The 23,191-nt window shown below is 54.8% G+C and carries 25 protein-coding genes, 1 tRNA gene and 1 pseudogene; 6 read left to right on the top strand and 21 right to left on the bottom strand.

Annotation, left to right across the window (positions count from 1 at the left end):
* Position 1 precedes the first annotated feature (1 nt).
* Together GSQ86_RS11105 and GSQ86_RS11100 are read right to left on the bottom strand one after the other, a co-directional pair.
* Complete coding sequence (locus GSQ86_RS11105; RefSeq protein WP_158750001.1) at positions 2-769, bottom strand: class I SAM-dependent methyltransferase; 768 nt, start codon at positions 767-769, stop codon at positions 2-4.
* Entirely contained in the window at positions 766-1,950 is a 1,185-nt protein-coding gene (locus tag GSQ86_RS11100) for an acetyl-CoA C-acetyltransferase (RefSeq protein ID WP_158750133.1), read from the bottom strand. The genes GSQ86_RS11105 and GSQ86_RS11100 overlap by 4 nt, the downstream gene beginning before the upstream one ends.
* Positions 1,951-2,032: 82 nt before the next feature.
* Between GSQ86_RS11100 and GSQ86_RS11095 the strand changes: the two genes are divergently transcribed.
* Together GSQ86_RS11095 and GSQ86_RS11090 are read left to right on the top strand one after the other, a co-directional pair.
* Entirely contained in the window at positions 2,033-2,761 is a 729-nt protein-coding gene (locus GSQ86_RS11095) for a CPBP family intramembrane glutamic endopeptidase (RefSeq protein ID WP_158750000.1), read from the top strand.
* A gap of 298 nt (positions 2,762-3,059) precedes the next feature.
* Entirely contained in the window at positions 3,060-3,791 is a 732-nt protein-coding gene (locus tag GSQ86_RS11090; protein WP_158749999.1) for a 16S rRNA (uracil(1498)-N(3))-methyltransferase, read from the top strand.
* Between the two features lie 129 nt (positions 3,792-3,920).
* On the opposite strand, the gene dnaJ is transcribed toward GSQ86_RS11090, so the two are convergent.
* The 3 genes from dnaJ to hrcA form a co-directional block, all read right to left on the bottom strand.
* Complete coding sequence (dnaJ, locus tag GSQ86_RS11085; RefSeq protein ID WP_216841124.1) at positions 3,921-5,045, bottom strand: molecular chaperone DnaJ; 1,125 nt, start codon at positions 5,043-5,045, stop codon at positions 3,921-3,923.
* 14 nt (positions 5,046-5,059) lie between these two features.
* Entirely contained in the window at positions 5,060-5,629 is a 570-nt protein-coding gene (locus tag GSQ86_RS11080) for a nucleotide exchange factor GrpE (RefSeq protein WP_254062308.1), read from the bottom strand.
* Positions 5,630-5,719: 90 nt separating this feature from the next.
* Entirely contained in the window at positions 5,720-6,781 is a 1,062-nt protein-coding gene (gene hrcA / locus GSQ86_RS11075; protein ID WP_158749998.1) for a heat-inducible transcriptional repressor HrcA, read from the bottom strand.
* 257 nt (positions 6,782-7,038) lie between these two features.
* Here hrcA and GSQ86_RS11070 point away from each other — a divergent pair, with 257 nt between their 5' ends.
* Both GSQ86_RS11070 and GSQ86_RS11065 read left to right on the top strand, forming a co-directional pair.
* Positions 7,039-7,992 (top strand): UDP-glucuronic acid decarboxylase family protein, encoded by a 954-nt coding sequence (locus tag GSQ86_RS11070; RefSeq protein WP_158749997.1) that lies wholly within the window; start codon positions 7,039-7,041, stop codon positions 7,990-7,992.
* Between the two features lie 94 nt (positions 7,993-8,086).
* Positions 8,087-8,470 carry a response regulator gene (locus GSQ86_RS11065; protein WP_158750130.1) on the top strand — a complete coding sequence of 128 codons (384 nt, stop codon included), beginning with the start codon at positions 8,087-8,089 and terminating at the stop codon, positions 8,468-8,470.
* Between the two features lie 394 nt (positions 8,471-8,864).
* Here GSQ86_RS11065 and GSQ86_RS11060 read toward each other — a convergent pair whose 3' ends face one another.
* From GSQ86_RS11060 to GSQ86_RS11015, 10 genes and pseudogenes are all read right to left on the bottom strand, one after another.
* Positions 8,865-9,794 (bottom strand): flagellar hook-associated protein 3, encoded by a 930-nt coding sequence (locus tag GSQ86_RS11060; protein WP_158749996.1) that lies wholly within the window; start codon positions 9,792-9,794, stop codon positions 8,865-8,867.
* A 10-nt stretch (positions 9,795-9,804) separates the two neighbouring features.
* Entirely contained in the window at positions 9,805-11,211 is a 1,407-nt protein-coding gene (gene flgK, locus GSQ86_RS11055; RefSeq protein WP_158749995.1) for a flagellar hook-associated protein FlgK, read from the bottom strand.
* A gap of 41 nt (positions 11,212-11,252) precedes the next feature.
* Positions 11,253-11,519, bottom strand: coding sequence for a hypothetical protein (locus GSQ86_RS11050; protein ID WP_158749994.1), 267 nt, complete (start codon positions 11,517-11,519; stop codon positions 11,253-11,255).
* Complete coding sequence (gene flgM, locus GSQ86_RS11045) at positions 11,512-11,790, bottom strand: flagellar biosynthesis anti-sigma factor FlgM (protein WP_158749993.1); 279 nt, start codon at positions 11,788-11,790, stop codon at positions 11,512-11,514. Before flgM ends, GSQ86_RS11050 begins: the two co-directional genes overlap by 8 nt.
* A gap of 82 nt (positions 11,791-11,872) precedes the next feature.
* Positions 11,873-12,109 carry a hypothetical protein gene (locus GSQ86_RS11040; RefSeq protein ID WP_158749992.1) on the bottom strand — a complete coding sequence of 79 codons (237 nt, stop codon included), beginning with the start codon at positions 12,107-12,109 and terminating at the stop codon, positions 11,873-11,875.
* On the bottom strand, positions 12,075-12,995 hold the full coding sequence (fliG, locus tag GSQ86_RS11035) for a flagellar motor switch protein FliG (protein ID WP_158749991.1): 921 nt from the start codon (positions 12,993-12,995) through the stop codon (positions 12,075-12,077). The genes GSQ86_RS11040 and fliG overlap by 35 nt, the downstream gene beginning before the upstream one ends.
* A 12-nt stretch (positions 12,996-13,007) precedes the next feature.
* Positions 13,008-13,529, bottom strand: a pseudogene (locus tag GSQ86_RS11030) (flagellar M-ring protein FliF C-terminal domain-containing protein); the annotation flags it as partial.
* An 84-nt stretch (positions 13,530-13,613) separates the two neighbouring features.
* Positions 13,614-14,006 (bottom strand): flagellar basal body rod protein FlgB, encoded by a 393-nt coding sequence (gene flgB, locus GSQ86_RS11025; RefSeq protein ID WP_158749989.1) that lies wholly within the window; start codon positions 14,004-14,006, stop codon positions 13,614-13,616.
* Positions 14,007-14,114: 108 nt separating this feature from the next.
* Positions 14,115-15,383 (bottom strand): sigma-54 dependent transcriptional regulator, encoded by a 1,269-nt coding sequence (locus GSQ86_RS11020; RefSeq protein ID WP_158749988.1) that lies wholly within the window; start codon positions 15,381-15,383, stop codon positions 14,115-14,117.
* 19 nt (positions 15,384-15,402) lie between these two features.
* A complete protein-coding gene (locus tag GSQ86_RS11015; protein ID WP_158749987.1) occupies positions 15,403-16,074 on the bottom strand; it encodes a response regulator transcription factor in 672 nt (223 codons plus the stop codon).
* Between the two features lie 272 nt (positions 16,075-16,346).
* Between GSQ86_RS11015 and lexA the strand changes: the two genes are divergently transcribed.
* Positions 16,347-16,952 carry a transcriptional repressor LexA gene (gene lexA / locus GSQ86_RS11010; protein WP_158749986.1) on the top strand — a complete coding sequence of 202 codons (606 nt, stop codon included), beginning with the start codon at positions 16,347-16,349 and terminating at the stop codon, positions 16,950-16,952.
* A 45-nt stretch (positions 16,953-16,997) separates the two neighbouring features.
* Here the strand turns inward: lexA and trxA are convergent, their stop codons facing one another.
* From trxA to thrC, 3 genes are all read right to left on the bottom strand, one after another.
* Positions 16,998-17,330: a thioredoxin gene (gene trxA, locus GSQ86_RS11005; RefSeq protein WP_158749985.1), complete on the bottom strand. Its 333-nt coding sequence runs from the start codon at positions 17,328-17,330 to the stop codon at positions 16,998-17,000.
* 240 nt (positions 17,331-17,570) lie between these two features.
* Positions 17,571-18,497, bottom strand: coding sequence for a homoserine kinase (gene thrB, locus GSQ86_RS11000; protein ID WP_158749984.1), 927 nt, complete (start codon positions 18,495-18,497; stop codon positions 17,571-17,573).
* A complete protein-coding gene (gene thrC, locus GSQ86_RS10995; protein ID WP_254062307.1) occupies positions 18,494-19,720 on the bottom strand; it encodes a threonine synthase in 1,227 nt (408 codons plus the stop codon). Before thrC ends, thrB begins: the two co-directional genes overlap by 4 nt.
* 486 nt (positions 19,721-20,206) lie before the next feature.
* Between thrC and GSQ86_RS10990 the strand changes: the two genes are divergently transcribed.
* A tRNA-Asp gene (locus GSQ86_RS10990) sits at positions 20,207-20,283 on the top strand.
* 79 nt (positions 20,284-20,362) lie between these two features.
* On the opposite strand, the gene GSQ86_RS10985 is transcribed toward GSQ86_RS10990, so the two are convergent.
* The 3 genes from GSQ86_RS10985 to GSQ86_RS10975 all read right to left on the bottom strand — a co-directional run bounded on the left by GSQ86_RS10985 (position 20,363) and on the right by GSQ86_RS10975 (position 23,037).
* Positions 20,363-21,553 (bottom strand): site-specific integrase, encoded by a 1,191-nt coding sequence (locus GSQ86_RS10985; protein ID WP_158749982.1) that lies wholly within the window; start codon positions 21,551-21,553, stop codon positions 20,363-20,365.
* A 184-nt stretch (positions 21,554-21,737) separates the two neighbouring features.
* Positions 21,738-21,977, bottom strand: coding sequence for a helix-turn-helix domain-containing protein (locus tag GSQ86_RS10980; RefSeq protein ID WP_158749981.1), 240 nt, complete (start codon positions 21,975-21,977; stop codon positions 21,738-21,740).
* 145 nt (positions 21,978-22,122) lie between these two features.
* Entirely contained in the window at positions 22,123-23,037 is a 915-nt protein-coding gene (locus GSQ86_RS10975; protein WP_216841115.1) for a hypothetical protein, read from the bottom strand.
* Positions 23,038-23,191 lie beyond the last annotated feature (154 nt).

The raw sequence follows: 23,191 nt of genomic DNA, 5'->3' as shown, positions 1-23,191 counted from the left end.
CTTACGAAAGCCGGGCATACGAAACCGTGCAGTCGTACTTGAGCTGCACGCGGCTATCTTGTTGATGCTCATCGAAAAGATCGGCGATGGCAGCAAGCATCTCTCGGTGACGCGGATGATCTGCTTTCGGCATGTAGGACGAAGAAAGAATGCGGCCTTGGAGCGCCTCTAGCGTGAGTGATTGAGCATTTGAGAAGACAGCGCGCTTCATTGGAGATGGGGCGAAGAATGCTGCAATTCTCTCCCAAGTCAGATGTTGCCGCTGCACCTTTGCGTAGTCAACGCCGAAATCACGCAGCAGTTTTTCATATCTATCGTGAAAGGCGTCGCCACTCATCTGGCGCTCGTTGTAGACCACGGCGCACCAACCGCGTGGCCGGAGGATTCTGACGAACTCACTCCGCGCGCGTGAAAAATCGAACCAGTGCATCGCCTGTGCAACGGTGATCAGATCAATTGAATGTTGCGGCAACCCTGTTTCTTCCGCCGAGCCGGGCAGACAGCGCAATTGCGAAAATTGTGTCGCCAGCTGACCGCATACTTGGCGCATTTCGGCATTCGGTTCTATAGCTGTGGTGGAAAAGCCACGCTCGAGAAACTTTCCGGTGAGCAGCCCGGTGCCTGCAGCGACATCCGCGATTTGCGAATCAGAGTTAAGGCCACACTCAGCCTGCAGCAAATCCACGACCGCAGCGGGATAGCGCGGACGATATTGCCGGTAGCTTTCTACGCGTCCGGTGAAGCGCTCTGCGGTTTCCAATGATTTCAACGCTCGACCGCCATAGCTACGGAGTTGCCGCCGCCGAGGCAAAGGGCTGCAACTCCACGATGGACGTCGCGGCGGATCATTTCGTAAATCAATGTGACCAGCACGCGCGCGCCGCTGGCGCCGATGGGATGGCCGATAGCAACCGCACCGCCATTCACGTTCACTTTCTCAAAAGGAATTCCGAGCTCGCGGGTTACAGCGATCGCCTGCACAGCAAACGCTTCGTTCAGCTCAAAGAGGTCGACGCTATCGGCGGTCCATCCGGCTTTGGCAAGCACCTTCTGTACGCCGGTTACGGGAGCCATCATCACCCACGCGGGATCGACGCCGCTGGTCGCCTGCGCGCAGATGCGCACCATCGGATCCAGTCTCAGCGATTCTGCTTTGGCCGCGGACATCACCACCAGCGCCGCTGCCGCGTCGTTCACCCCAGGGGCATTTCCCGCGGTTACGGAACCATCTTTTTTGAAGGCCGGCTTCAGCCCACGTAATGATTCGATGCTCGCGTCCTCGCGGATCGACTCATCGCGTTCGAAGATTGTCAGCGCCTGTCCTTTTTTCTTTGCCGGAATCTCCACCGGCACCACTTGCGATTTGAAGCGGCACTCGCGCCACGCTTCAGCTGCCTTGCGATGCGAGTCAAGCGCGTATTCATCCTGCTCTTCGCGCGTGATTTTATATTTCTCGGCTACGTTCTCTGCCGTCTGACCCATGTGATAGTTGTTAAACGAATCCCACAAACCATCGTTCACCATGGAATCGACAGCCGTGGCATTTCCCATGCGGAAGCCGCTGCGTGCACTTGGAAGAAGATATGGCGCGTTCGTCATGGACTCCATGCCGCCGGCAACGACGATTTCCGAATTCCATGTCTGGATCGCCTGCGCTGCAAGCGCGACAGCTTTCAGGCCAGAGCCGCAGACCTTGTTGATCGTCATTGCGCCGACAGAGGATGAAAGACCTCCATGCAGTGCGGCCTGGCGTGCCGGGTTCTGGCCGAGACCCGCGGAGACGACATTGCCCATGATGCATTCATCCACTAGTGAGGGGTCGAGGTTTGCGCGGCGCACTGCTTCGCGTACTGCAATCGCGCCCAGCTGCGTTGCGGAAAGATCGGACAGCGAGCCTTGAAATTTACCAACGGGCGTGCGCACTCCGGAGACGATCACAATTTCTTCCATCACAGAAACTCCACTTTCAGGTTAGACGTAAACGGATGAAGATAGCAGGCCGACGATGCAAGAATCAATGCGGGGAGATCCGATGCAGCAAACAAACGAGACAGAACGCAAGGAGTATCAAACGATTGCACCGTGGTGGCATACCTTGCTGCTGGTGGCGCTACTTCTCGGATTTTCGCTGCTCGGAAGTCTTCGCCCGACTCATCGAGCGCTCAGCCAGCATCACGTTGGGCAATACCTGGCCACGCTCGGGTGGGAGTGGCTGCTTGCACTTCTGGTGCTGTGGGGCATCCGCGTGCGCCGGGTTCCCCTACACCAGCTTCTTGGTGTGCGCCGTCCATCGCTGCGGGAGTGGCGAGAGGATTTCGTCCTCGCTACTGCGTTCTGGCTGGCGGCTTCCATCATGCTGGCTGCGCTCGGAATTCTTTTTCGGATCGCGCATCTCTCTACGCCAGAGAAAACGATCGTACAACTCGCGCCACAAAATATGCTGCAGCTTATGTTGTGGTGCGTGCTCAGCATTTCTGCCGGTATCTGCGAAGAGCTTGTATTTCGTGGCTATTTGCTGCAACAGTTCGCGAGCGCAGGGCAGCAAATTTATCTTGGAGTATTTTTTTCTTCGCTGATTTTTGGCATCGCGCATGGCTATGAAGGCGCAAGCGGAATGATTGCCATCACAATTTACGGAGCGCTCTTCTGTCTGCTCGCAATGCGACGCGGCAGTCTGCGAACAGGAATGATGGCGCACGCGTGGCATGATGTTTTTTCCGGTATCGCGCTTATGATTCTCAAACACGCGAAGGTTCTCTGAGTTCCGCCGAACACTTCGGTCACGCCCCCGATTCTGAACGGGACACGAAGTTACAAAGTTTGTCATTTTTTTCTTGACACTCTATTTAGGGAAATCTATACCTTTGCTAACTGCAGCATTTGTTGTTGCAGTACACGAATAGGGAGAATAGAAACCATGGCAACCAAAAAGGCAGCCAAGAAGGCAACGAAGAAGGCGACCAAGAAGGCAGCAAAGAAGAAGTAACCTCGCAACAAGGCAACACAGAAGGGGGACGCGACAAGCGTTCCCCTTCGTGTTTCTGCGAGAATAAAAATCAATGACACGCCGTCGCTGGATCGCCGATAGCTGGGACCAGAGCACTGCATCGCTTACTGGCGAGCAGGCTTCGCACCTCATTCGCGTGCTGCGCGCGCAGGCCGGAATGGAGTATGACATCGTCGCCGGCGATCGGGTTTGGCATGGGGTGATCGCGGGCATCTCCGGCGATGCAGTTCGTTTCAACCTCATGGCAGAAGTTGAGGCCGATCCGGCGCTGCCGATTACCCTGCTGCTTTCGATTTTCAAATTCGATCGCCTGGAGTGGGCAATTGAAAAGGCCACCGAGCTTGGCGTGGAGCGTATTGTTCCGGTTATCGCGCGGCGCAGCGAAAAGCATCTTGCGCAATCGGCGGCAAATCGCGTGGAGCGATGGCGGCGTATCGCCCGCGAAGCGGCGAAGCAGTCGCGCCGCTCTGATATTCCAACGATCGAAGATGTGCTTCCGTTAAAAACGGCAGCGCGTCAAAACAGCGATGCTAAGCGTCTTCTTTTGGCGGAACAGGAAAGATCGACTACGCTGCGGCATGCAGTCGAAGAAGCAATAAGGGATGCTGGCGAAAATATGCCGGCGATTCGCCTCGCCATTGGTCCTGAAGGGGGATGGACTGCCGAAGAAGAAGCTCTCTTCGGTGTGGAGGGCTGGCGGTCCGTGAGCCTTGGTCCGCGTATTCTGCGGGCGGAGACGGCGGCAATTACAGCCGCCGCCGTAGTTGCCGCGTTGATGGAATAGCAAATCCCGATTCATCTGCATCAGTTGCATTTTGTCGTTTGCTGTTCCCGCGATAACCGACGGTATCCAGACGAAATAAAAGGGCACAAGCTTTACGCCTGTGCCCGGACTTCTGTGAATCGTGGCCTGCTAATTAAATATTTCCTTTACTTTGGAAAACAGGCTGCGCGAAGTTGGAGTGTTCTCGACGGTGAGCGATTCACCCAGCTGCCGCAGCAACTCTTTCTGAACCTTGCTCAGCTTCTTCGGCGTCTGCACAGCAACATGCACTATCAGGTCGCCGCGTCCATGCTCATTCAGATACGGAACGCCTTTGCCACGCAGGCGAAACTCCTTGCCGCTCTGCGTGCCCTCGGCAATCTTCAGCTTCGTGTCATCTTCAAGCGTCGGAATGGTAATTTCATCACCCAGTGCCGCCTGCGAGAAAGAGATCGGGATTACGCAATGCAGATCGTTGCCATCACGTTCGAAAAACGCGTGCGGCTTGACCGAAAGGACAATATAGAGATCGCCGGATGGCCCGCTGTTGCGTCCGGCATCGCCCTCACCCTGGTAGCGAATGCGCGTACCGTCTTCTACGCCCGCAGGAATCTTTACCTGCAGGGTATGTTGTTTTTCAATGCGACCTTCGCCACGGCAGGTTGAGCACGGATCGGAGATGACGCTGCCCGTTCCACTGCAGGCTACGCATGTGCGTGCGATCGAAAAGAATCCCTGCTGGAAGCGGACTTGCCCACGTCCCTGGCACTGGGCGCAGGTAGAGGGTCCGCGTCCACTGCCGGTGCCGGAACCGTGACAAGTGTCGCATGCTTCCATACGGCGAATGGTGACCTGCACTTCTTTGCCGAAGACCGCATCCTCAAACTCGATTACATGGTCGATGCGGAGATCGCGTCCGCGCTGGGCGCGCGATTGACGACGGCCGGAGTTGCCCCCCATATTGAACATCTCGCCAAAGAAATCGCCGAAGATATCCCCGATATCGCCCATTCCGGCAAAGGGATCGCCGCCATTCGACGCGCCAGCGCCGCTTACACCGGCATGCCCATAGCGGTCGTAAGCCGCACGCTTCTGCGGATCACTGAGTACCTGGTAGGCCTCGCTGCACTCTTTGAATTTCTCTTCGGCTTCGTCGTTACCGGGGTTGCGATCCGGATGGTACTGCATCGCAAGCTTGCGGTACGCGGTCTTCAGCTCCTGGTCGGAGGCTGTTCGCGTCACACTTAACACTTCGTAGTAATCGGCTTTAATCACGTTAGCTGTTTGGCTCATGCTTCTTTCTGCTGCGGATTGTTAACAATGCGGACCAGCGCTGGGCGAAGCAACCGGTCTTTAATGCGGTATCCGCGTCTTACTTCGTCAAATACCTGATGGTCGGGCAGATCGGGCCGTTCCACCATTTCAAGCGCCTCATGGACGCGTGGATCGAAGGCCGCCCCGACCGCTTCTACCGGCTGAACGTTGAGTGAACGCAGGGCCTCTTCCATCTGCTTCACAATCAGCTCCACACCCGTACGAAGCTGCTCCGCTGAGCCGGTTGATTTCAACGCCAGCTGGAAATTATCCAGCGCGGGAAGAAATTGTTCGACGGCACCGGAGACGGCAAAATCACGAAATTCCTGCCGCTCGCGCGCTTCGCGTTTGCGGGCGTTATCAAACTCCGCCTGCAGCCGTGCCATTCGATCGGTCAGCGCGTCACGCTCGGCCTTTACACGTTCCAACTCGTCGTTTGTATTCGATGCTTCAACCTGCGAAATCGCTTCAGCCTGCGGCTCATCTGCCACGGCTGCTGCGGTTTCCTGATTCTGCGTATCGTTCATCTTTTGTTCGTTTTCCATTTTTCTGCTCATATCAAGTATCTTCTTGAGCGCGCCGGGCACTCGTTGTCCTGTTTCCAGATTGAATCATCCAACTTGAATCGTCCAACGCTACTGTGGTGGCTGGAAGATCTTTTCAGAGAGTTGCGCGATGTAAGAGACGGCATTCATCGTCTCCTGATATTGCATGCGGGTTGGCCCAATGACTGCGACGGTGCCAAAATTTTCGTTTCCAAGCCGAGTGGGAGAGCCAATCAGCACAAGATTTTGCATGCCGGGAATGGTCTCTTCCAGTCCAACCACTACGCGCACTGTCTGCTGGCGCGCATCGACATAGGCATTCAGCAGATCCACCATGCGCTGTTTCGCCTCAAGAGCGGCAAACATCTGGCGCAGGCGTTCGCGGTCTAGTTCGCTGGCAAGCAGGTTCGCCACGCCTTCCACGAAGATCGTCTGTACCCCCTTATCAGCATTCAGCGCACCCTTGAGGCATAGCTCGTTCACCGAGTGCATCAGCCGGTCGTACTCACTGCGCTCCTGTTCCATGCGGCGCGAGAGCTCCCCGCGAATGTGGTCGATGGACCATCCATGAAAGTTCTCATTCAGGAAGCGCGCCGACGCCTCCAACTCGGGATGCGTGAGATCGCGGTCCAGTATCAACATGCGATCCATAACGATGCCGGCCTTCGTCACTACGACGGCAAGAACGCGTCCTACCGTAAGCCGCGTGAAATGAATATGCTCAAGCGCATGCACCTCGGCAACAGATGCCAGTGCCACGCCTACCCCGCTGGAGATCAAAGCAAGCACATGAGAAGTTCGCTCAAGAAACTGCTGGCTGCTGCTGATCCCGGCGAAAGTGTCATCGATCTGCTCACGCCACGCCTGGGCGAGAGCAAACTGCCGCGAACTTCCGCTCAACTGCTCCACATAAAATCGAAACGCCTTCGCGGTAGGAATACGTCCAGCCGAGGTATGAGGCTGATCAAGCAGCCCCGAATCGCCGAGCGAAACCATGACGTTGCGGATCGTCGCGGAACTCATACCGTCTTTATCGGCGAATTGACGCGCAACCGCCTGCGAAGACACAGGTTCGCCAGTGGCTATGTAGTTTTCGATGACGGCTGTAAGCACCAGCCGTTCACGCGGGCTGATCCGCACTTCGGCAACCATGATCCCCTCGACGCCAGACCATCGGCATGTTGTGGCGTAGTCCTCTCCTTCTTAATTTTAGTGTATTTTGGCTTAATTTGTTTCCTGCCAACGCCGGTTGGGTGTGACGGGATGGTAGGATTTCCGCCTAACTATCGATATTTGCCCGATGCCGTGGTTATTTATACTTTGCGGCACCCCATGATTTACTATGGCCTTTACCGAAGCCTGCTGGCAGGCAAATCGATTCCTGATCACGCGAGAGACCTCTTCTAAATATGCGAGCACTCATTACCGGGGCAGCAGGATTTCTTGGTTCTCATTTAACGGATGCTCTGCTTGCAGATGGTCATTCCGTGGTTGGCGTCGATAACTTATGCACGGGTTCGCTTGAAAACCTGAAACATCTTCAATCTGACCCACATTTCGAGCTTCACCAGCACGATATCTGCACGCCTTTCGATTACGGTAAGGTCGACTTCGTTTTTAACTTTGCCTCTCCGGCCAGCCCGGAGGACTACGCCCGCCTCGGAATCGAAACTCTGCAGGTGGGTTCGGCTGGTACCAGGAATGCTCTCGATGTGGCCGAGAAGTATCAGGCCGGGTTTCTACACGCCTCTACTTCTGAATGCTATGGCGACCCAACCGTCCATCCGCAAACAGAGGACTATTGGGGGAACGTGAATCCCGTTGGACCTCGATCCGTCTATGACGAATCCAAACGCTTTTCCGAGGCGCTGGTCATGGCCTACCACCGTTACCGCAAAGTGGATACTCGCCTGGTTCGTATCTTCAATACTTACGGACCACGTCTTCAGGCAAATGATGGCCGCGTCATTTCTAATTTCATAATGCAGGCATTACAGGGAAATGATTTGACCGTCTACGGAAAGGGCGATCAGACGCGAAGCTTTTGTTATGTATCGGACGAAATTGACGGCTTTCTTCGCCTGGCACGCTCTACAGAACATTCGCCAGTCAACATTGGAAATCCCACAGAGTGGACCATCCTGGAATGTGCCCGGGCGGTACTGAGGGTGACTGGCTCCAACAGCAAGATTGTCTACCGTCCCTTGCCGCAGGATGACCCAATGCAACGCCGGCCAGATATTACTCGCGCTCGTCGTTTGCTGGGCTGGGAGCCAGCGATCGATCTCGAGACCGGGCTGAAGCTCAGTCTGGAGTATTTCAGGTCGAGTTTTTCAAGCTCGGAGGTATCCGACAAACAATGACTCGAAACGATTGAAATCGGCGAAACAACCATTCGACCTCAGGCCGCATCTCTTTATTTATTTGTTGAATACTCAGCGGGTATACCCGAATTTTATGCCATTTACGATTCTTCTCGTTGACGACAACGCAGTACAAGCAGCCACCCGAAAAGCCATTCTTACGTATTCCGGACAGCATGTTGTACTAGCATCAGATGCTGGAAGAGCGCTCGAATTGCTGGAAGACGCGGAACTGGCTCGCGGACTGCGTCTGGTGATCACTGATCACCTAATGCCCGGGATCAAGGGGCCGCAGTTCGTTGCTGAGTTACGGCAACGCTTTCCACTTCTGCCCATCATGGTGCTGAGCGGTCTGCCAGATGCTGAAAACGAATACACCGGCATGAACGTGATCCACCGTGTCAAACCGATTGCGCCCGAACAATTGATTCAACTGGCGCAGAGCCTTTGCAGCGATACGCTGGGACGTACAGCATAATTTTGTTATTTTCCGCGGAAACAAGAAGTTCACAGGCGGTGAATTTCTCTTTGTAGCCTCGCTCCTCAGCATATCTTCAAATTCATACCAGCGATTCCAGCGAAGCGCTTAGTTGCGCGCTTGCACCTTTTAAGAGTAAGTTTTGTTTTTGCTATCTTGCCAAAGAAGAGTACGAATGAGCAAAAGCAAACGCTCCTGTCCGAACTGCCAGAATACTGAGATGACGCGGATTGCTCGCCGGGGTTTTCTCCAGGAGCGGGTTTATTCCCGCATGGGCCTCTATCCTTGGGAATGTCCCTTTTGCCGCGAAGTGTTCCTGCTAAAAAGCCGCGGCCGAACATACCGCCGCTCGGGACCTGAGGGAAGCAGCGAAAAGTAGCACCATAAAAGCGTTCTATAACAGGCTGAACAAATCTCCGTTATCGTGTTCCAGGATGTTGACCACTTGGGTAAGGGCGGCCTGCTGGATCTCCGCTGTGCTCAATTGTGTCGAGACCTGGGCTACGTCAGTCTGCAGGAGATTTGTCTGCGCTGCGACGATCTGAGTGCTCTGAGTCTGTATATAAGTCTGCGCGGTCTGCAATTGGGTGATGGAATTGTCGAGGACGACCCGTTGCTGACTGACGAAGCCTAGGGCAGCGCTGAGAGCGGTTGTATCCGAGACTGCCGTTCCTGAAGCTGTACCCGAGGAGAAATCGGCAACCAGGTTTGTAAGTGTTTGCAGAAGATTAGTCGCCGGATTCGACGGGTTGCTCGCATCAGAAAATATCTGATCGCCCGGCAGGTTCGTCTGTATTTTCTGACCGCTCGGAGTCGTGATGTAGGAGATGGCGTTCGCGCCCGAATCTCCGTTATAGACGACTGTGCCGGACGTCGAGGTCGTATCCATGGAGTAGGGTAGAGTGCTGCTCTGGCTACCGGAAAAGATGTATTGCCCCATGTAGGTCGCATTCGCGAGCGAAAGCACTTCGTCTCGTATACCTGAAAGTTGCGTGGCAACCGATTGCAGGTCGCTGGCGTTCATGGTTCCGTTATTCGCCTGCGTGGCCAGCGAAATTGCCTGTGTGACCTGCGATACGACGCTGGCCAAGGTAGAATCGGCCACTTGCAGCCTTCCCGCGGCTGAACTCCCAGTTTGAGAAAAACTGTCGTCCAATTTCAGCTGCGCGCTGAGGAGCACATTTTGCCCGGAAGCGACGGGATCATCGCTTAATGAGCTTACCCGGTTGCCACTGGAGATTTCGGTAGTAAGCTGCTGTTCAACCGCAGATGTCTGGTCAAGCGCCGCAACGGCCGAATTCAGATAATAGGGATCAAATCGCATACTGTCGTCCTTATGACACGGTAGTTTCGACACCCAAATTTAGAGCGGAGGCCATGATTGTATCGAGGATGGTGAAGACTTTCGACGCCGCCTGGTAAGCCTGTTGCAAGTTTTCAAGAGCAGCTGCTTCGTCATTCTGATTTACGGCGGAGAATGAATCACGCTGCGTCTGCAGTTGCGTCAGAGATGACTGCTGCGCGGTGTTGTCAGTGGAAACATCCGAGGCCAAGCTGCCCAGAGCGGAGACGAAGCCGGAATAATAGGTCGATGCCGTGCTGTTTCCCACGATGGCCTGATTCTGCAGCTGCAGCATGGCTTCCAGATTACCGTCATTCGCTGGGCCACTTCCGCTGGTTGCTGCGCCGATTCCCGATGGGTCCGTCATGACGACGGAGATCGTTGCTGAGGCTCCGGAAGCGGTAGATGGTAAGTTAAATATATTGCCGCCTGCGTTTCCGTTTATGTCGGAGCCCTGAGCATTCTGATGATTGATAGCTGTGCCGAGACTAAAGGCCAGCGTGTCAAGCGCGCTTTGCATCTGCGGAATATCCTGATCGCGGACCGTGAGAATGCCGCCGATCTGGCCGCCTGCTCCAGCAAGGCTGGCAGTGATATTGTTGCCCTCATAGTCGGATATCTGCGTCACCCCTCCGGAGACTGAGGTGCTTAGCAAAAACGATTTGCCTTTTGAAACCAACAGCGCGCCACTCGCGGTTGTGATGGTTAGGCCGTTGTCCTCGGTTGTGGTTTGATGGATGCCAATCAGCTGTGAGAGCTGCTGAATATCATTCTGGCGCTGATCCTCGAGTTGTCCGGCGTCTCCGTTCGGAGAGGTCTGTGAGATGCTGGTATTCAATTGCGCGATGGCCTGTGTCAGCGAGTTTACCTGCTGCACAATTGCGGTGCTCTGCTGATCGAGCACCCCCTCCTGCTGCGTCAGCTGGGACGAAGCGGATTGAAAGGAACTTGCCAGCGTCGCGGCGGCAATTAACACAGATTGGCGCTGCGAGGTATCTGCCGGATTCGACTGGAGCCCGGAGAGCGCAGTGAAGAAGCCGGCGATGCTGGATCCAATGTCCAGTCCCGAGGACGAGGTTGAAGCGGCTCCCCCAAAGATGTTCTGAATTGAATCGAGTGCCGTGGCACGTGTGCTGCTGTCCTGCTGCAGTTGGGTCTGCTGCTGAATGCGCTGCTCGAGAACCAGATCGCGCTGCGAGGACGGGCCTGTCATAGTGACGCCCTGCCCATAGCTGGTGCCATTGATGGTGACTGGATCATTTGTCTGCCACTCCGGCAGCTCATTCGTATAGCCCGGCGTACTGGCATTTGCCGTATTGTTCGCGATAATGTTGAGTGCCGCCTGGTCTGCGTCAAGAGCACCCGTCGCAATGCTGAAAGCTGTATTCAGAGTCGCCATGTCACTGCCTTTCCCTGGATTGCTGCGTACAAAGCCAAACTTTAGCGACGGCCGTAGCGAAAACGCTCTTCGCCGCGCAGGATGCGGAGGTTACGTCCGGTCTGCTCCAGAACCTTTTCAAAGGCCACTTGCTGCGTCAGTGCACGGCTAAACTCTTCAGGGGAACAGGGCGGCTCAGCGCCAGCACAATCAGAAACCAGTTGCGTCAGCGATGCCGCGTCTGCCCTTGCCAGCGCATCGATGGCACGATCAAAGAAACTAGCGAGAGGCAGCGAAGAACCAATTCCGGCCATGAGGTTTTTACTCACCCACCATCTGGCGGACCAGTTTGTCGGCCACATCTTCCGCGCTAACGTGGTATGTACCGCTGGCAATCGCCTGCTGAACGGCAGCCACTTTTTCCATGCGCACATCCTGATGAGCCAGACTCGCCGCCGTGCTCACTTCCGCCCGATCTTCAATGGCACCGGACGAGACCGGGGGAACTGCCACAGGCTGCGATTGCACTGGCGAAACCGGGGATGCTTGCGATACCTCCAGCGGCTCCGGCAGATTGCGCAGACCATCATTTACATTCATGGCGATTTTCTCCTCGCTCTCATTATCGGCGGCCGAAGGCCACACTTTAGTAACTTCTCTTACTCAATTTCTGAGAACTTTTTCAGGAGCCGGTCGGCTTCCCCGAAGCTTCCGTAAGCTCAGCTTTTTGCTTTGTTTGAAAATGATCAAGGATCTGCCGCGCGATGCCGAACCCGCCGTGTTCGGAGACGGCTTTCGCCATCGCTTCCGCGCGGTAGCTCATCAGTGTGTCGGCGCTTCCACTAGTATTGTCCTCGTCCTTGCCATCTCCATCGGCGAAAAGGCTATCGTATGGCGCGGAAGATATGTGCCCGGACATCTTCACGCGCACCCTTGAGCGCCATGGCGAGGATCGCTTTATCAATCGCCGCGACCAGATCACGCATACTGGCCGAGGGTACAGTCACCAGATCTTCAAAGGTAAACATCAGGTTCCGAATATTGATAGCTACTTCAGGCTCTTCCTCTTCAATTTCTTCCAGTATCTTCTTGGCCTGCTCTGCATCCAGGCGATTCAGCAGATCAGCCACCGCCTTGAAGCCGGCATAGGCTTTGCGCCCGGTATCACCAACCGTCTCCAATCGCTTATGCAGAATTACCGCTACTTTCTGCGCCATCTCGGGTGAGAACTGACGCATCTCTGCGAGGCGTCTGACGACAGCCACCTTTTGTTCCTCACTTAAACTGTTAAGCACCAAGGAGGCCCGCTTGGGATCGAGATGCGCGAGCACCAGCGCGACGGTCTGCGGATGCTCACCATCGAGAAATTTTCCCAGTTGCTGTGGATCCACTTTTTGCAGCATGGCCAAGTCACCCTGGCTCGCTTCCTGGGCGCGCTTGACCAGCGCCAAGAGGTCTTCGGCTCGTTGCTTACCAAAAGATTCCACCAGCAATTTGGTCGCATAATCAAGGCCGCCGTGCATCATGTAGCGTTGCGTCTCGAGCATGTCGAAGAACTCTTCCATGACCTGCAGAGACATTTCAGGCGGAACATTGCGCAAATCGGCGATCTCCTCGGTCAGGCGCTGCACATCGGCGTCCGGCAGGTTCTGGAGAATCTTCTTTCCTAACTCATCACCCACGGCCACCACCAGAATTGCAGCTTTCTTAATTCCCGGCAGCGCACGCTCCAGAACGCGGCGCTCGGCTGCCGGCGGCGGCACAAGGCTGGTTCCAGTTACAGGCAAACTTGCGGCAGTAGCCATCGCCATCTTCTCCTATTCGGTGTGTATCCAGATTTGCAACAGACGTGTCGCCTGTGCGGGGTCGCGTCGTAAGTGCTCGGCTACAGTGTCGAAGACGAGCTGCGCTCGCATCTTTTTATGTTCCCTTTCGTCCTCTTCCACTGCGCGCTGCTCTGATGCGTCTTCGCCGAGAGTCAGTTGCGGTTCTGTCTGCAGCGTAGCTTCGGCGGCGGCCCCCAGAAGAGCGGGCTTTCGCATCGCTGGGCGAATGACGAAGAATACAAGACAACCGAGGGCCAGAAGCAATGCAGCATATTTCCAGAGCGCCTCTGACTGTGCGGCTCCGGAGAGGAACTGCTGCATCGGTGTTGCGGGAGAATGTGCGGTGTTGCCTTCAAAGGCCATGTCTTCCACGCTCACCTGGTCTCCGCGGCCGCTGTCAAAGCCTACCGCTGCCTCAGCTAACTGGGTCATGCGCTGCATCTCTTCCGGTGTCCGAGACTGCCATTGCACCTGATTGCCATTTACCACCATGCGATGGTTGATGAGGATCGCCGCTGTTACGCTCCGCCTTCAAGGCAGACCCGCTTACTTCCATCACTCCAAAGAGATTCATTGTCTGCTATCCGCTCCTGTCAGTTACTTGCTGTCGACATGAATCGCATCCATCACACGCGCTGATTCGCGCTTTAACAACTCCACTCCCGTGCGGAAGCGAAGCTGCGCCTCGGCCATGTTCAGGCTCTCCCGATCCATCGAAACATTGTTGCCGTCAGGGCGTTCGATCAGACCGTCGACCAGTCCGACATGCGCGGCGCTCTGCGAGAAAGGTTTGCGCGCCACACCATTCCTGGTTTGACCAGCCGTCAGTTCAGCCAGCGAACGTCCCATCTCTCCGGCGAAGTCAAAGCCTTCCGCGCGGTACCCCGGCGTATCGATGTTTGCCATATTTTCCGCGGTCAGCTTCAGTTCCTGACTGGAGAGGTCCAGATATCGCTCCAGTGCGTCGCTCATTGGTGTGCTAATCAGCATCAGTTCACCCTTTCACGTATTCTGCCGATGTCTCGAGGCAGAGGTGAGGTTTCAACTTCACACATGCAGAAGATGGACCAATCTGCGCGTTTTCAGATTAGAAAACTCTCAGAAATCGCCGGCTGTTTCCCCAAACTCGATCTCATTTGCTCCGATCAGCGGCCGACTTTCGGCCAGTATCCAGACGCGTTCGAGCGTGTGCTCAAGCTCCCGCACATTTCCCGGCCAATGGTGGGCGCGCAGCTGCTCCATCGCCGCCGCGTCCAAACTCTTTGCCGGGCTGTTTTCCGCCATGACAGCAAGAAAGTGCCCGACCAGCAATGGGAGGTCTTCTTTGTGGGCATTGAGATCGGGTGTGCGAATCAAGAACACGGCCAAGCGGTAATAAAGATCTGCCCGGAAGGTTCCCTCCGCTGCCAGCTTCGCGAGCGAACGATGTGTAGCGGCCACGATTCTCACATCCACTCGCACCGGCTCATTTTCACCCACACGCTGCAGTTCGCCGCATTCCACGAAGCGTAAGAGTTTTGCCTGCAACTGCAACGGCATCTCGCCAATTTCATCGAGAAAGAGGGTGCCCCCGTGCGCTGTTTCGATCCTGCCTATTCTGCCCTGCACCGCTCCGGTAAAGGCGCCACGTGTATGCCCAAAAAGTTCAGCTTCGAGCAGAGCTTCCGGGATGGCTGCACAATTCAAGGCCACGAAGGGCCGTGAAGCGCGTGGACTCAGCCGATGCAGCGCCCGCGCTACCAGCTCCTTACCTGTTCCCGTTGGACCTTGCACTAGGACCGCAGTTTTATGACACGCAGTCAGGCGGATGCGACGACTGACCTCAAGCATCAACGGATGCTGCCCGACAAATTCCGGCAGCCGGCAGCTTGCATCTACGGCTGTAAAGCGTGCTCCATTCTGACTGATAGATGTATTGGACACGAATGAAGTGGCTCGTCCGACAGGCTCTTTTGCTTCATCCTTCGGCCAATCTATGACAGGCGCACTGTTCCAGATTGCCCCATCATCATCCTGCCCCTTTCGCAGGGCATAAAGAATCTCGTTCCTGCGAGGGCTACGCGATGTCTTAGCTACTCCGGTTCCATCGATGGATATCAGATCCACGGAAGGATATATCCGCTCGAACTCGGCAATGAATTCCTGCACCTCAAGATCAGGCAGCCAGGAATCGAGAATGACCGCTTCGGCGAGCGCCGCATCCAGATGAGCGAGCACTTCCGCCCCTCCCGCTGCTTCCTGCACCTTCCAGTGGAGCCCGGTAAGCGTATCCTTTACGCGCTGGCGGAAGGAAAGATCGGCACTGGCAAGCACCGCGGTTCTTGGCGGAGCGGAAGAAGCCCGCGTGGGAGAGGTGAAAGTCGTCATTTGATATCCCTTTCGATGGCTATGCATTCAACCCAATCGAATATCCCTGCCCGCGTATGGTGCGGATCAACGGATTCGAAGTCGTATCGTTGAGCTTGCGACGCAGGTAATTCACATACACATCCACAACATTGGTCCCCGCAGTCGGATTCATTTCCCAGACGCGCTCAAGCAGATCGGTGCGAGAGACGGACCGTCCTCGCGCCAGCAGGAGACATTCAAGCAAGGCGAATTCTTTGTTCGTCAGTAGCACGGGCTGCCCAGCTCGCGCTACTGATCGTTCCACCCTGTTTACTTCCAGATCGGCATAGCGGAGGACGATTCCGCTTCCGCCTCGACGTCGCATCAACGCTCTGCAGCGTGCGCGTAATTCCTGCAGTGAAAACGGCTTGGACATGCAATCATCTGCGCCAAGATCCAGGCAATGGATTCTGGTTTCGATCTCAGTTCTGGCGGTCAGCACCAGAACAAATGTTTCGCTATTCACCGAGCGAATGAATCTGAGCACCTCGATACCATCCTTTCGCGGAAGACTCAAATCGAGAATCATCAGATCGGGCGTTTGGGATACAAAAGCGTCTGCGGCGGAGTCCCCATCGAAGACCAGCGTCACTTCGTGCCCGTCTGCCTCAAGGCCCCTTTCTAGAAACGCACCCAGCGCGCTATTGTCCTCTGCAATTAACAAACGCATTGTGGCTCCTTGCCGTGCCTTCACCTTCTCCTGTCGCATGGGTGCGACACAAGCGAGACATGAGCCTGAAATGCGCTGCCTTCCTGAAACGAAATTTGATGGAGTCAGTAGGTCTAAAATGGGAAAATGCAAGAAGTACTTGTAGAAGACAATTGACAGCTCACAGCTTTCCGTAGGTCTTCCGCGATTACTGAGCAACTAACACCAGCCAAAAAACAAAAAAACTGCGAAACTTCCGCGTCGATTCGCTTTTTATTCGCTACAATGCGGTTATGGCAGTGACACGTCGACAAAAGGAAGTGCTGGATTTTATCTCTGGGTTTGTGCAGCGTAATGGCTATTCACCTTCGTTTGAAGAGATCGCGCGCGGCCTCGACCTCAAGTCCCTGGCGACTGTGCATAAGCACATCACCAATCTGCAAAATAAGGGTTTGCTGCAGCGGGCGCATAACCGCAGCCGGTCGATTGACGTGATGCCGGCACGCAGCAAGACACGCATGACAGATCGTCTGCCGCTGCTGGGCCGGATTGCCGCAGGATCTCCTGTTGAGGCCACGGAGAATGCTGAGAGCATTTCGCTCACAGATATCATCGGAAGCAAGGATGTGTTTGTGCTTCAAGTGCGTGGAGATTCCATGCGTGATGAACATATTCTCGATGGGGATTATGTGCTGATTGAGCGCGCACGAACGGCGCGTGAAGGTGAAATCGTCGTCGCGCTGGTAAACGGAGCCGAAACCACGCTGAAGCGCTATTACATGGAAGGTTCGATGATCAGGCTACAGCCCTCAAATATCGAGATGGACCCGATCTTTGTTCCGGCTACGAATGTCGCCATCCAAGGCCGTGCACTGGGTATTCTGCGCAAATATGCATGAAAAAGCCCGGCAATTTGCCGGGCTTTTTCAAGTCTCAATTGCAGCTTACTCAATCACTCGCGCGATGCTGCGCGCGATCGTATCTTTCGGCACATAGCCAACGATCTGGTCTGCCACTTTGCCGCCCTTGAAAATCAGTAAGGCAGGAATTCCGCGAATGCCATAACGCATCGGTGTGGCCTGATTCCGGTCCACGTCCATCTTCATGACCTTCAGTTTGCCACTGAACTCAGAAGCAACCTCGTCAACGATAGGAGCCAGTGCTTTACAGGGACCACACCATCCTGCCCAGAAATCAACCAGGACTGGCTGATCCGACTGCAGCACCTCCTGCTCAAAGCTCGCGTCATTTACCTCTAATACTGCCAGACCTGCCATGCTCCTCCTTTATTCCATTCCGACTCGTCTCGAGTCTATAAGCCACTCTATTGGATGATAAATGGTCTAAAAAAGTCGCACTCGGCAATAACCCGTTCCAAGTGCTAAAAAGCGCCCGGACTCATCTTGCGAGTCGCGGGCGCTTAGAGCAGCCCTCCCCCAGAACTGCTCACGGATGCGAACTTAAACATTTACGTAGCCGCTGTAAAGAAAACTTAGGTAATCCAAAGTAACCTCGAATCAGAGGGTTGCGGAAATTGACTCGGCCCGGCAGAGCGCCGGATTCATTTCCAGATGGCATTCGAGTATCTCGATTTTTTCGTCCCCCGCGTGTGCTCGTACCAATTCCTTGGCAGCGGCAGTATTGACGCCAGCCTGCACCAATACCAGAACGGATGGTCCCGCTCCGCTCAATGTCACGCTCAAAATGTCTTCCATTCCTGAAATTGGAAGAAGTTTTTTCAGTAGCGGACATACATCCACGCGATAAGGCTGATGAATCCGATCTTCGACTGCTGTCCGCAAAAGTTCTCCGTGTCCCGTAGCAAATGCGGCCGTCAATAGAGCGACCCGCTGCAGATTGAAAACGACATCAGAGCGCGTGAACGACGTGGGGATCACTTTTCGCGAAAGCGGCGTCGGCAAGGGATTCGTAGGCATAACCACGAGCGCCTGCCATAAGCTCCGCGGCGTTAGAGAGATAGCCTCGACTTCGTTATCACGTTCACATGCAACCGTAAACCCACCGAGCCAGCACGCTGATGTATTGTCAGGATGCCCCTCAAGACGGGAAGCTTCTGTCAAAACCTGGTTTCGGTTCCAGTCAAGTCCGCCGAAATGCGCAGCCAACGCAACACCAGCCAGCCGAGTGGCGGCCGAGGAGCCGCAGCCCATTCCAAGCGGAATACCATTATTTACTTCGAGTGCGAGGGGAGGTGGAATAACCCCGTTCGCCTCAAGAACGGATTTATATGTATGCAGCAGAAGGTTTTGTTCCAGAGCGCCGCATATACCCGCATTGCGACCTGTGGCGTAGATGGAGTAAGTCTTTGCAGCCGTTGCTTTGATCTCGAGATGCAGTGATAAGGCCAGAGCAAGCGCATCGAAGCCGGGGCCGAGGTTTGCTGACGTCGCAGGCAATCGCAGATAAAGCCGCTGCTGAGTCATCGAATTGTTGCTCTCTCTAGTTCACGCAGCACCAGATCAGCGGACGCGTCTAGCTCCGCAGCATTCTTGCGCGTCGCTTCGATTTCGGGAGCGAGACCTTGCATCTCATCCGGACGTAATAGTTCCCCGCGATGATAGGCGATGGTATAGTCAGAATCTTTCAAGGTGTGGCCTGTCAACAGCAATACAACACGTTCGTGCGGTAACACCCTCTCGTGCTTCACCAGCTTTTTCAATCCGGCAAGCGTAACTGCGGAGGCCGGTTCGCAGCCGATGCCTTCCGCGCCCAGTTCGGCTTTCGCCAGAGCGATCTCCGCTTCGCCCACTTGCTCACACCAGCCGCCTGTCTGTTGAATGACGCGCACGGCTTTTTTCCATGAGGCTGGATTTCCGATACGAATAGCGGTGGCGCGAGTCTGAGCCTCGACAGGATGTAAGGTTTCTCCAGCATTGTCCTGCAGACTACGATAGAGCGGGCTAGCGCCTTCGGCCTGTATCACGGAGATCTTCGGCGTCTTTGTAGTCAGGCCCAGATGCTGCATCTCCAGGAAAGCCTTTCCTAATGCAGAACTGTTAGCCAGATTGCCACCAGGAACAATGAGATGATCGGGAACCTCCCAATCGAACGCCTCTGCGATTTCAAGAGCAGGCGTCTTCTGCCCTTCCAACCGATATGGATTGACGGAATTCAGCAGATATACAGGTGCGCACTTTACCACGTCTGACAATATCCGAACACAGCCATCGAAATCCGTACGCAGCTGAAGCGTGACTGCGCCATAGTCCATTGCTTGCGACAGCTTGCCCCATGCAATCTTTCCCTCTGGAATGAGCACCAAACTCCGCATTCCAGCACGTGCCGCGTAAGCTGCCATAGCAGCCGAAGTGTTGCCTGTTGATGCGCAAGCGACCCATTCAAAACCGAGTTCGCGTGCGACGGAGAGGGCAGTTGTCATTCCAGCGTCTTTGAAAGAACCCGTTGGATTCATGCCCTGATGCTTGGCAAAAAGCTGCTCGATGCCCGTCGATTGAGAGATCTTTTTTAAATGGTAGAGCGGAGTATTTCCCTCGCGCAGCGAAACAATGTTTGCTTCGTCACGAAGGATGTGCAGCAACTCGCGAAAGCGCCAGACACCACTTTGATCCACTTCGACATTTGAGCAGCAACGCTCCTTCCATAACCAGCGCATGGCACCCGCATTGGGCTTTCGAATCTCGGCCATGCCCGCGCTCCAGGAAGGATAGACGACTTCATAAAGGTCACCGCAAGCTTCGCAGCGAAAGTCTTCTTTTAACTCATGCTGTTGTATGACACGCGCACAGCCGGTGCAACGTAGTTGATGGCCTGAATTTTCCATGAATACTGCTAGCGTAGCATTTGTCTGCATCAACATTCATCTAACAGGTGAGGTGAGCGCGCAGCATCGAGAATGGAGATTTTGTTATCGAATGTTGCCTTATAAGCAATCTTCAAACGGTCCAGCCCCTATCTTATTTGCTGCTGGAATGATCAAGCGAAAGAGGGGTACTCGCTTGAAGACTTGAGCAAAACTCAGATGAAACGGCTACGCGCACGCTTCTGTAGATTCTTCCGACGAACTCACTGAGTATCCGCTCAAAATTTCTGAAGGCTCTCATCTGCAACATGGAATTGTTTGCTACAATTTAATTACAGTAGCGGCGTCGATCTTTCGTCGCCAAATACATGTGGGGACGTAGTTCAGTTGGTTAGAATGCTGCCCTGTCACGGCAGAGGTCGCGGGTTCGAGCCCCGTCGTCCCCGCCATACATTCCAAAGCACTTACGGGACGTATGGACCTAATGTGACATCGAAATCTGGGTTCGATATGGGTGCAATAAGAGTTCTACCGCCCATTTTGAGAGAGTTTTTTATCCTCCATTTCACCCAGATTTGGAACCATCATCTTAACAACCTTGCTCTGTGCTGCCCGCTTGTTTGAACTCACTGCTTGTGTGTACACATCGAGCGTGATTCTGCTATTGGCGTGCCGTAAGAGCTCCTGGACGGTTTTGACATCCTCTCCGTTCGCCTTCAGCAAAGTGCCGAAGGAATGCCGGAATGTATGCCAGCCGATGTTCTTGTTGATGCCATTTGCCTTGGCAACTGGCCGTATATGACGCTTCATCAAGTTGTCCGGCCAATAGGGCTGCTTGCCCTTCATGGTCTCGCTAGCGAAGACGTAGTCGTCATCTGCTGCGTAGTCACTCTGGCGCCGCCACCGAAGCAGATCCTCCGCCATATAGCTGTCCATTGGGACGGGCTTGGCCGAAGCTTCTGTCTTGCAATTGCCGACTACCTGATGCCAGATTGATCGAGTGACATTGAGCTCCAGATTCTCGAAATCAACGTCGCTCCAGCGAAGTGCAAGCAGTTCACTGACCCGAAGTCCGGTTGCCGCGTCGAGAAGAGCCAACGTGCGCTCTCGGACGAACAACTTGCTGAGGAGGAGTTGAAGTTCGAAAAGTTCGAGAACCTCAGGCACCTTCTCCCGCTTCGCACTTTGACGGACGAGTTTGATTGGGTTGCGGTCAACCCACTCGTACCGCATCGCGTGATGGAAAATTGCGCTCATGATATTTCGAATCTTTGCTCTTGTCGCCTTCGCCCGCTTGATGCTGTCCAGCCATTCTTCAACAGCGACTGATTTGACCTGGTCGATTCTGAGATCTCCCCAGCGGGGGAGAATCCAGATCTTCAGGTAGCATTCGTACGCGGCTCGTGTCGAAAATGCCTTGCGTCCCTTGTTCTCACCAACCAGTTCCTTGAGCCGGTAGTGAGCGATCAATTCGGCAACGGTTCTCGGCCCGCCTTCCGCGTGCGGGGCTTGTTGGTTTGCGTCAATGCGCAACGCCTGAGCTGCTTTGAGGGCCGAGGTTTCGTTGGCAAGAGTTGCGACCGTACCGACAATAGCCTTGCGGTATTTGCTCGTTCCGTCAGTCCCGGTCTCATACCATCGATAAATCCAAACATCCGATCCGCTAAGCCGCTTCTCGCGCTGCACGCTTCCTTGTTGATACCGTGTCCGCCTTGACATGATTACTCCTTGTGAAGGCGCCACGGATGGCTGCTTTCAGCCTACCGCGACGACGGGCAGAGGTCGAGCGCTCCCGTTGCTTTCCTTTCGGAAGCCTGCGAGACGAATTGTGAGTCTGAATCCTGCAGCGGCCCGAGAATTTGGTCGTGAGCAGTACCGGTGGAGAATCTTGAGAGATCGATGTTCAACTGGCCCGTTGCTGCCGGTCCAGCCATTCATTCAGGTCAGATGCGCGGAAACGCCACATCTTTCCTACATGAGAGCCGTGAATCTCCCCGCGTCGAGCCAACTTCTGTAGGGTCTTGTGATGAATGTCTAAGAGCTGTGCGGCCTGGTGACTGTTGAGGAGAGGCTCAAAATCAGGAATGCCGAATGAGTGATTGTCGACTGAGCGAGGGGGAAATTTTGCGACCACCTGTGCCATTAGCGACCTCCTTTTCCACGAGAGTGCCCCAAAATTCCGCAGGTGTCCAAGACCTTTTTCTTCAAGATCGATACCCATTTGGCATCAAGAGGAGCCTTTTAGGCTCCGGAAGGCGATTTGGGGAAGAAGTGGATTCAGGAGGAGATCACCTATTACATTCGAGAAAGCGGTATTGGAGGAAAACGAAAAGTGTGATCGCGCCACTCCATTTCGCATTCACGTAGCCCTGCAGCCGGATGGCGAAATCAGAGGAAAGCATAGCGTCAGGCGTGTCGAAGTTTAGTGCCAAAAGCCGCAAGCCAAAGCAGGATTCCAACTGGGCGGCTGCCTTCTCGATGGTTGATACGGCCTTCTCGAATAACCGGTCCTCGGCTATGAAGGGTCCAGTTGGGAAGTCTCCCCCGATAGGCCGCACCATGGCGACCCGCCCTTCTCCCCAATTGAGATTGACGCGGACCTCCACTTCTTGTCCGTTTGTTGTGGGCAGGTTCAGGGTGCTTTGTGACGGCACATCTCTGTCCCTCAGGTGCTCAACGAATGAGTTGATCGCGTCGATCTGCGCTTCATCGACCGTGTTGTCCCAGTGATGCGTGAGAACGATATCGATCTTGGACAGCCCGGGGTGGGACGAGACGAGTGCTCTCCGAGACTCCACGAATGCGTCGACAATACCGACCGGCGACCGCAAGTTATTGACTTCAAGACACCCATCTTGCGGTTGTCCGTCATCGCAGTGAACGGTGCAATTGAAATCGTGGTTCTTGATCTTCCCGGCAGGTGCCGGGAAAAAGTGGGTTAGGCCCCTATCTGCCAAATCGGCGACCACGCAGACTTCAAGGAAGAGATCCTTGAGGCGGGCATTAAACCCACGGGGCGGGTCGTGTCTTGCGTGGCCACTGCCTTCAATGAGTATCTTTTGCACGGCATCGTCAATATCTACGACGGCTTTGAGGAACTTGTCTGATCGGTCTTCCCAGAAGTCGAGGACGTTTGCCACATCACTCAGCAGCATCGAGAGAAGGAAGCATTCTGGATTTGTCGCTTCAGAGCGAACCCGCATCAGCGCTCCCAACAAGCGGTCGATCGCAGGGTATCTCTGCAAAGCTTCGTCGAGCTGAATTCGCGTCGTAGATGGCACCATCATCCGATCCTAGTACAGCCACATCCCGATTCTGCAGACCGCAACCATTTGCGCCCGCTCTATTGATCTTCGT

Origin of the sequence: Acidobacterium sp. S8 (assembly GCF_009765985.1) — a bacterium.
Classification (GTDB): domain Bacteria; phylum Acidobacteriota; class Terriglobia; order Terriglobales; family Acidobacteriaceae; genus Alloacidobacterium.
Note: the sequence above shows the minus strand (reverse complement) of the source record. Positions and strands in the feature narration are given on the sequence as shown.

Bases quoted from the DNA above. Each gene is read 5' to 3' on its own strand.
- flgK (WP_158749995.1), bottom strand. From the start codon at position 11,211: ATGGCGACTCTGAATACAGCTTTCAGCATTGCGACGGGTGCTCTTGAC.
- GSQ86_RS11020 (WP_158749988.1), bottom strand. From the start codon at position 15,383: ATGACGACTTTCACCTCTCCCACGCGGGCTTCTTCCGCTCCGCCAAGA.
- hrcA (WP_158749998.1), bottom strand. From the start codon at position 6,781: ATGGTTGCCGAAGTGCGGATCAGCCCGCGTGAACGGCTGGTGCTTACA.
- GSQ86_RS11040 (WP_158749992.1), bottom strand. From the start codon at position 12,109: ATGTCCGGGCACATATCTTCCGCGCCATACGATAGCCTTTTCGCCGAT.
- GSQ86_RS11015 (WP_158749987.1), bottom strand. From the start codon at position 16,074: ATGCGTTTGTTAATTGCAGAGGACAATAGCGCGCTGGGTGCGTTTCTA.
- flgM (WP_158749993.1), bottom strand. From the start codon at position 11,790: ATGAATGTAAATGATGGTCTGCGCAATCTGCCGGAGCCGCTGGAGGTA.
- GSQ86_RS11060 (WP_158749996.1), bottom strand. From the start codon at position 9,794: ATGCGATTTGATCCCTATTATCTGAATTCGGCCGTTGCGGCGCTTGAC.
- thrC (WP_254062307.1), bottom strand. From the start codon at position 19,720: ATGGCCGAGATTCGAAAGCCCAATGCGGGTGCCATGCGCTGGTTATGG.
- GSQ86_RS11080 (WP_254062308.1), bottom strand. From the start codon at position 5,629: ATGGAAAACGAACAAAAGATGAACGATACGCAGAATCAGGAAACCGCA.
- GSQ86_RS10975 (WP_216841115.1), bottom strand. From the start codon at position 23,037: ATGCGGGTTCGCTCTGAAGCGACAAATCCAGAATGCTTCCTTCTCTCG.
- GSQ86_RS11065 (WP_158750130.1), top strand. From the start codon at position 8,087: ATGCCATTTACGATTCTTCTCGTTGACGACAACGCAGTACAAGCAGCC.
- GSQ86_RS10980 (WP_158749981.1), bottom strand. From the start codon at position 21,977: ATGGCACAGGTGGTCGCAAAATTTCCCCCTCGCTCAGTCGACAATCAC.
- trxA (WP_158749985.1), bottom strand. From the start codon at position 17,330: ATGGCAGGTCTGGCAGTATTAGAGGTAAATGACGCGAGCTTTGAGCAG.
- thrB (WP_158749984.1), bottom strand. From the start codon at position 18,497: ATGACTCAGCAGCGGCTTTATCTGCGATTGCCTGCGACGTCAGCAAAC.
- GSQ86_RS11095 (WP_158750000.1), top strand. From the start codon at position 2,033: ATGCAGCAAACAAACGAGACAGAACGCAAGGAGTATCAAACGATTGCA.
- GSQ86_RS10985 (WP_158749982.1), bottom strand. From the start codon at position 21,553: ATGTCAAGGCGGACACGGTATCAACAAGGAAGCGTGCAGCGCGAGAAG.
- GSQ86_RS11090 (WP_158749999.1), top strand. From the start codon at position 3,060: ATGACACGCCGTCGCTGGATCGCCGATAGCTGGGACCAGAGCACTGCA.
- flgB (WP_158749989.1), bottom strand. From the start codon at position 14,006: ATGCTGATTAGCACACCAATGAGCGACGCACTGGAGCGATATCTGGAC.
- GSQ86_RS11070 (WP_158749997.1), top strand. From the start codon at position 7,039: ATGCGAGCACTCATTACCGGGGCAGCAGGATTTCTTGGTTCTCATTTA.
- fliG (WP_158749991.1), bottom strand. From the start codon at position 12,995: ATGGCTACTGCCGCAAGTTTGCCTGTAACTGGAACCAGCCTTGTGCCG.
- lexA (WP_158749986.1), top strand. From the start codon at position 16,347: ATGGCAGTGACACGTCGACAAAAGGAAGTGCTGGATTTTATCTCTGGG.
- GSQ86_RS11100 (WP_158750133.1), bottom strand. From the start codon at position 1,950: ATGGAAGAAATTGTGATCGTCTCCGGAGTGCGCACGCCCGTTGGTAAA.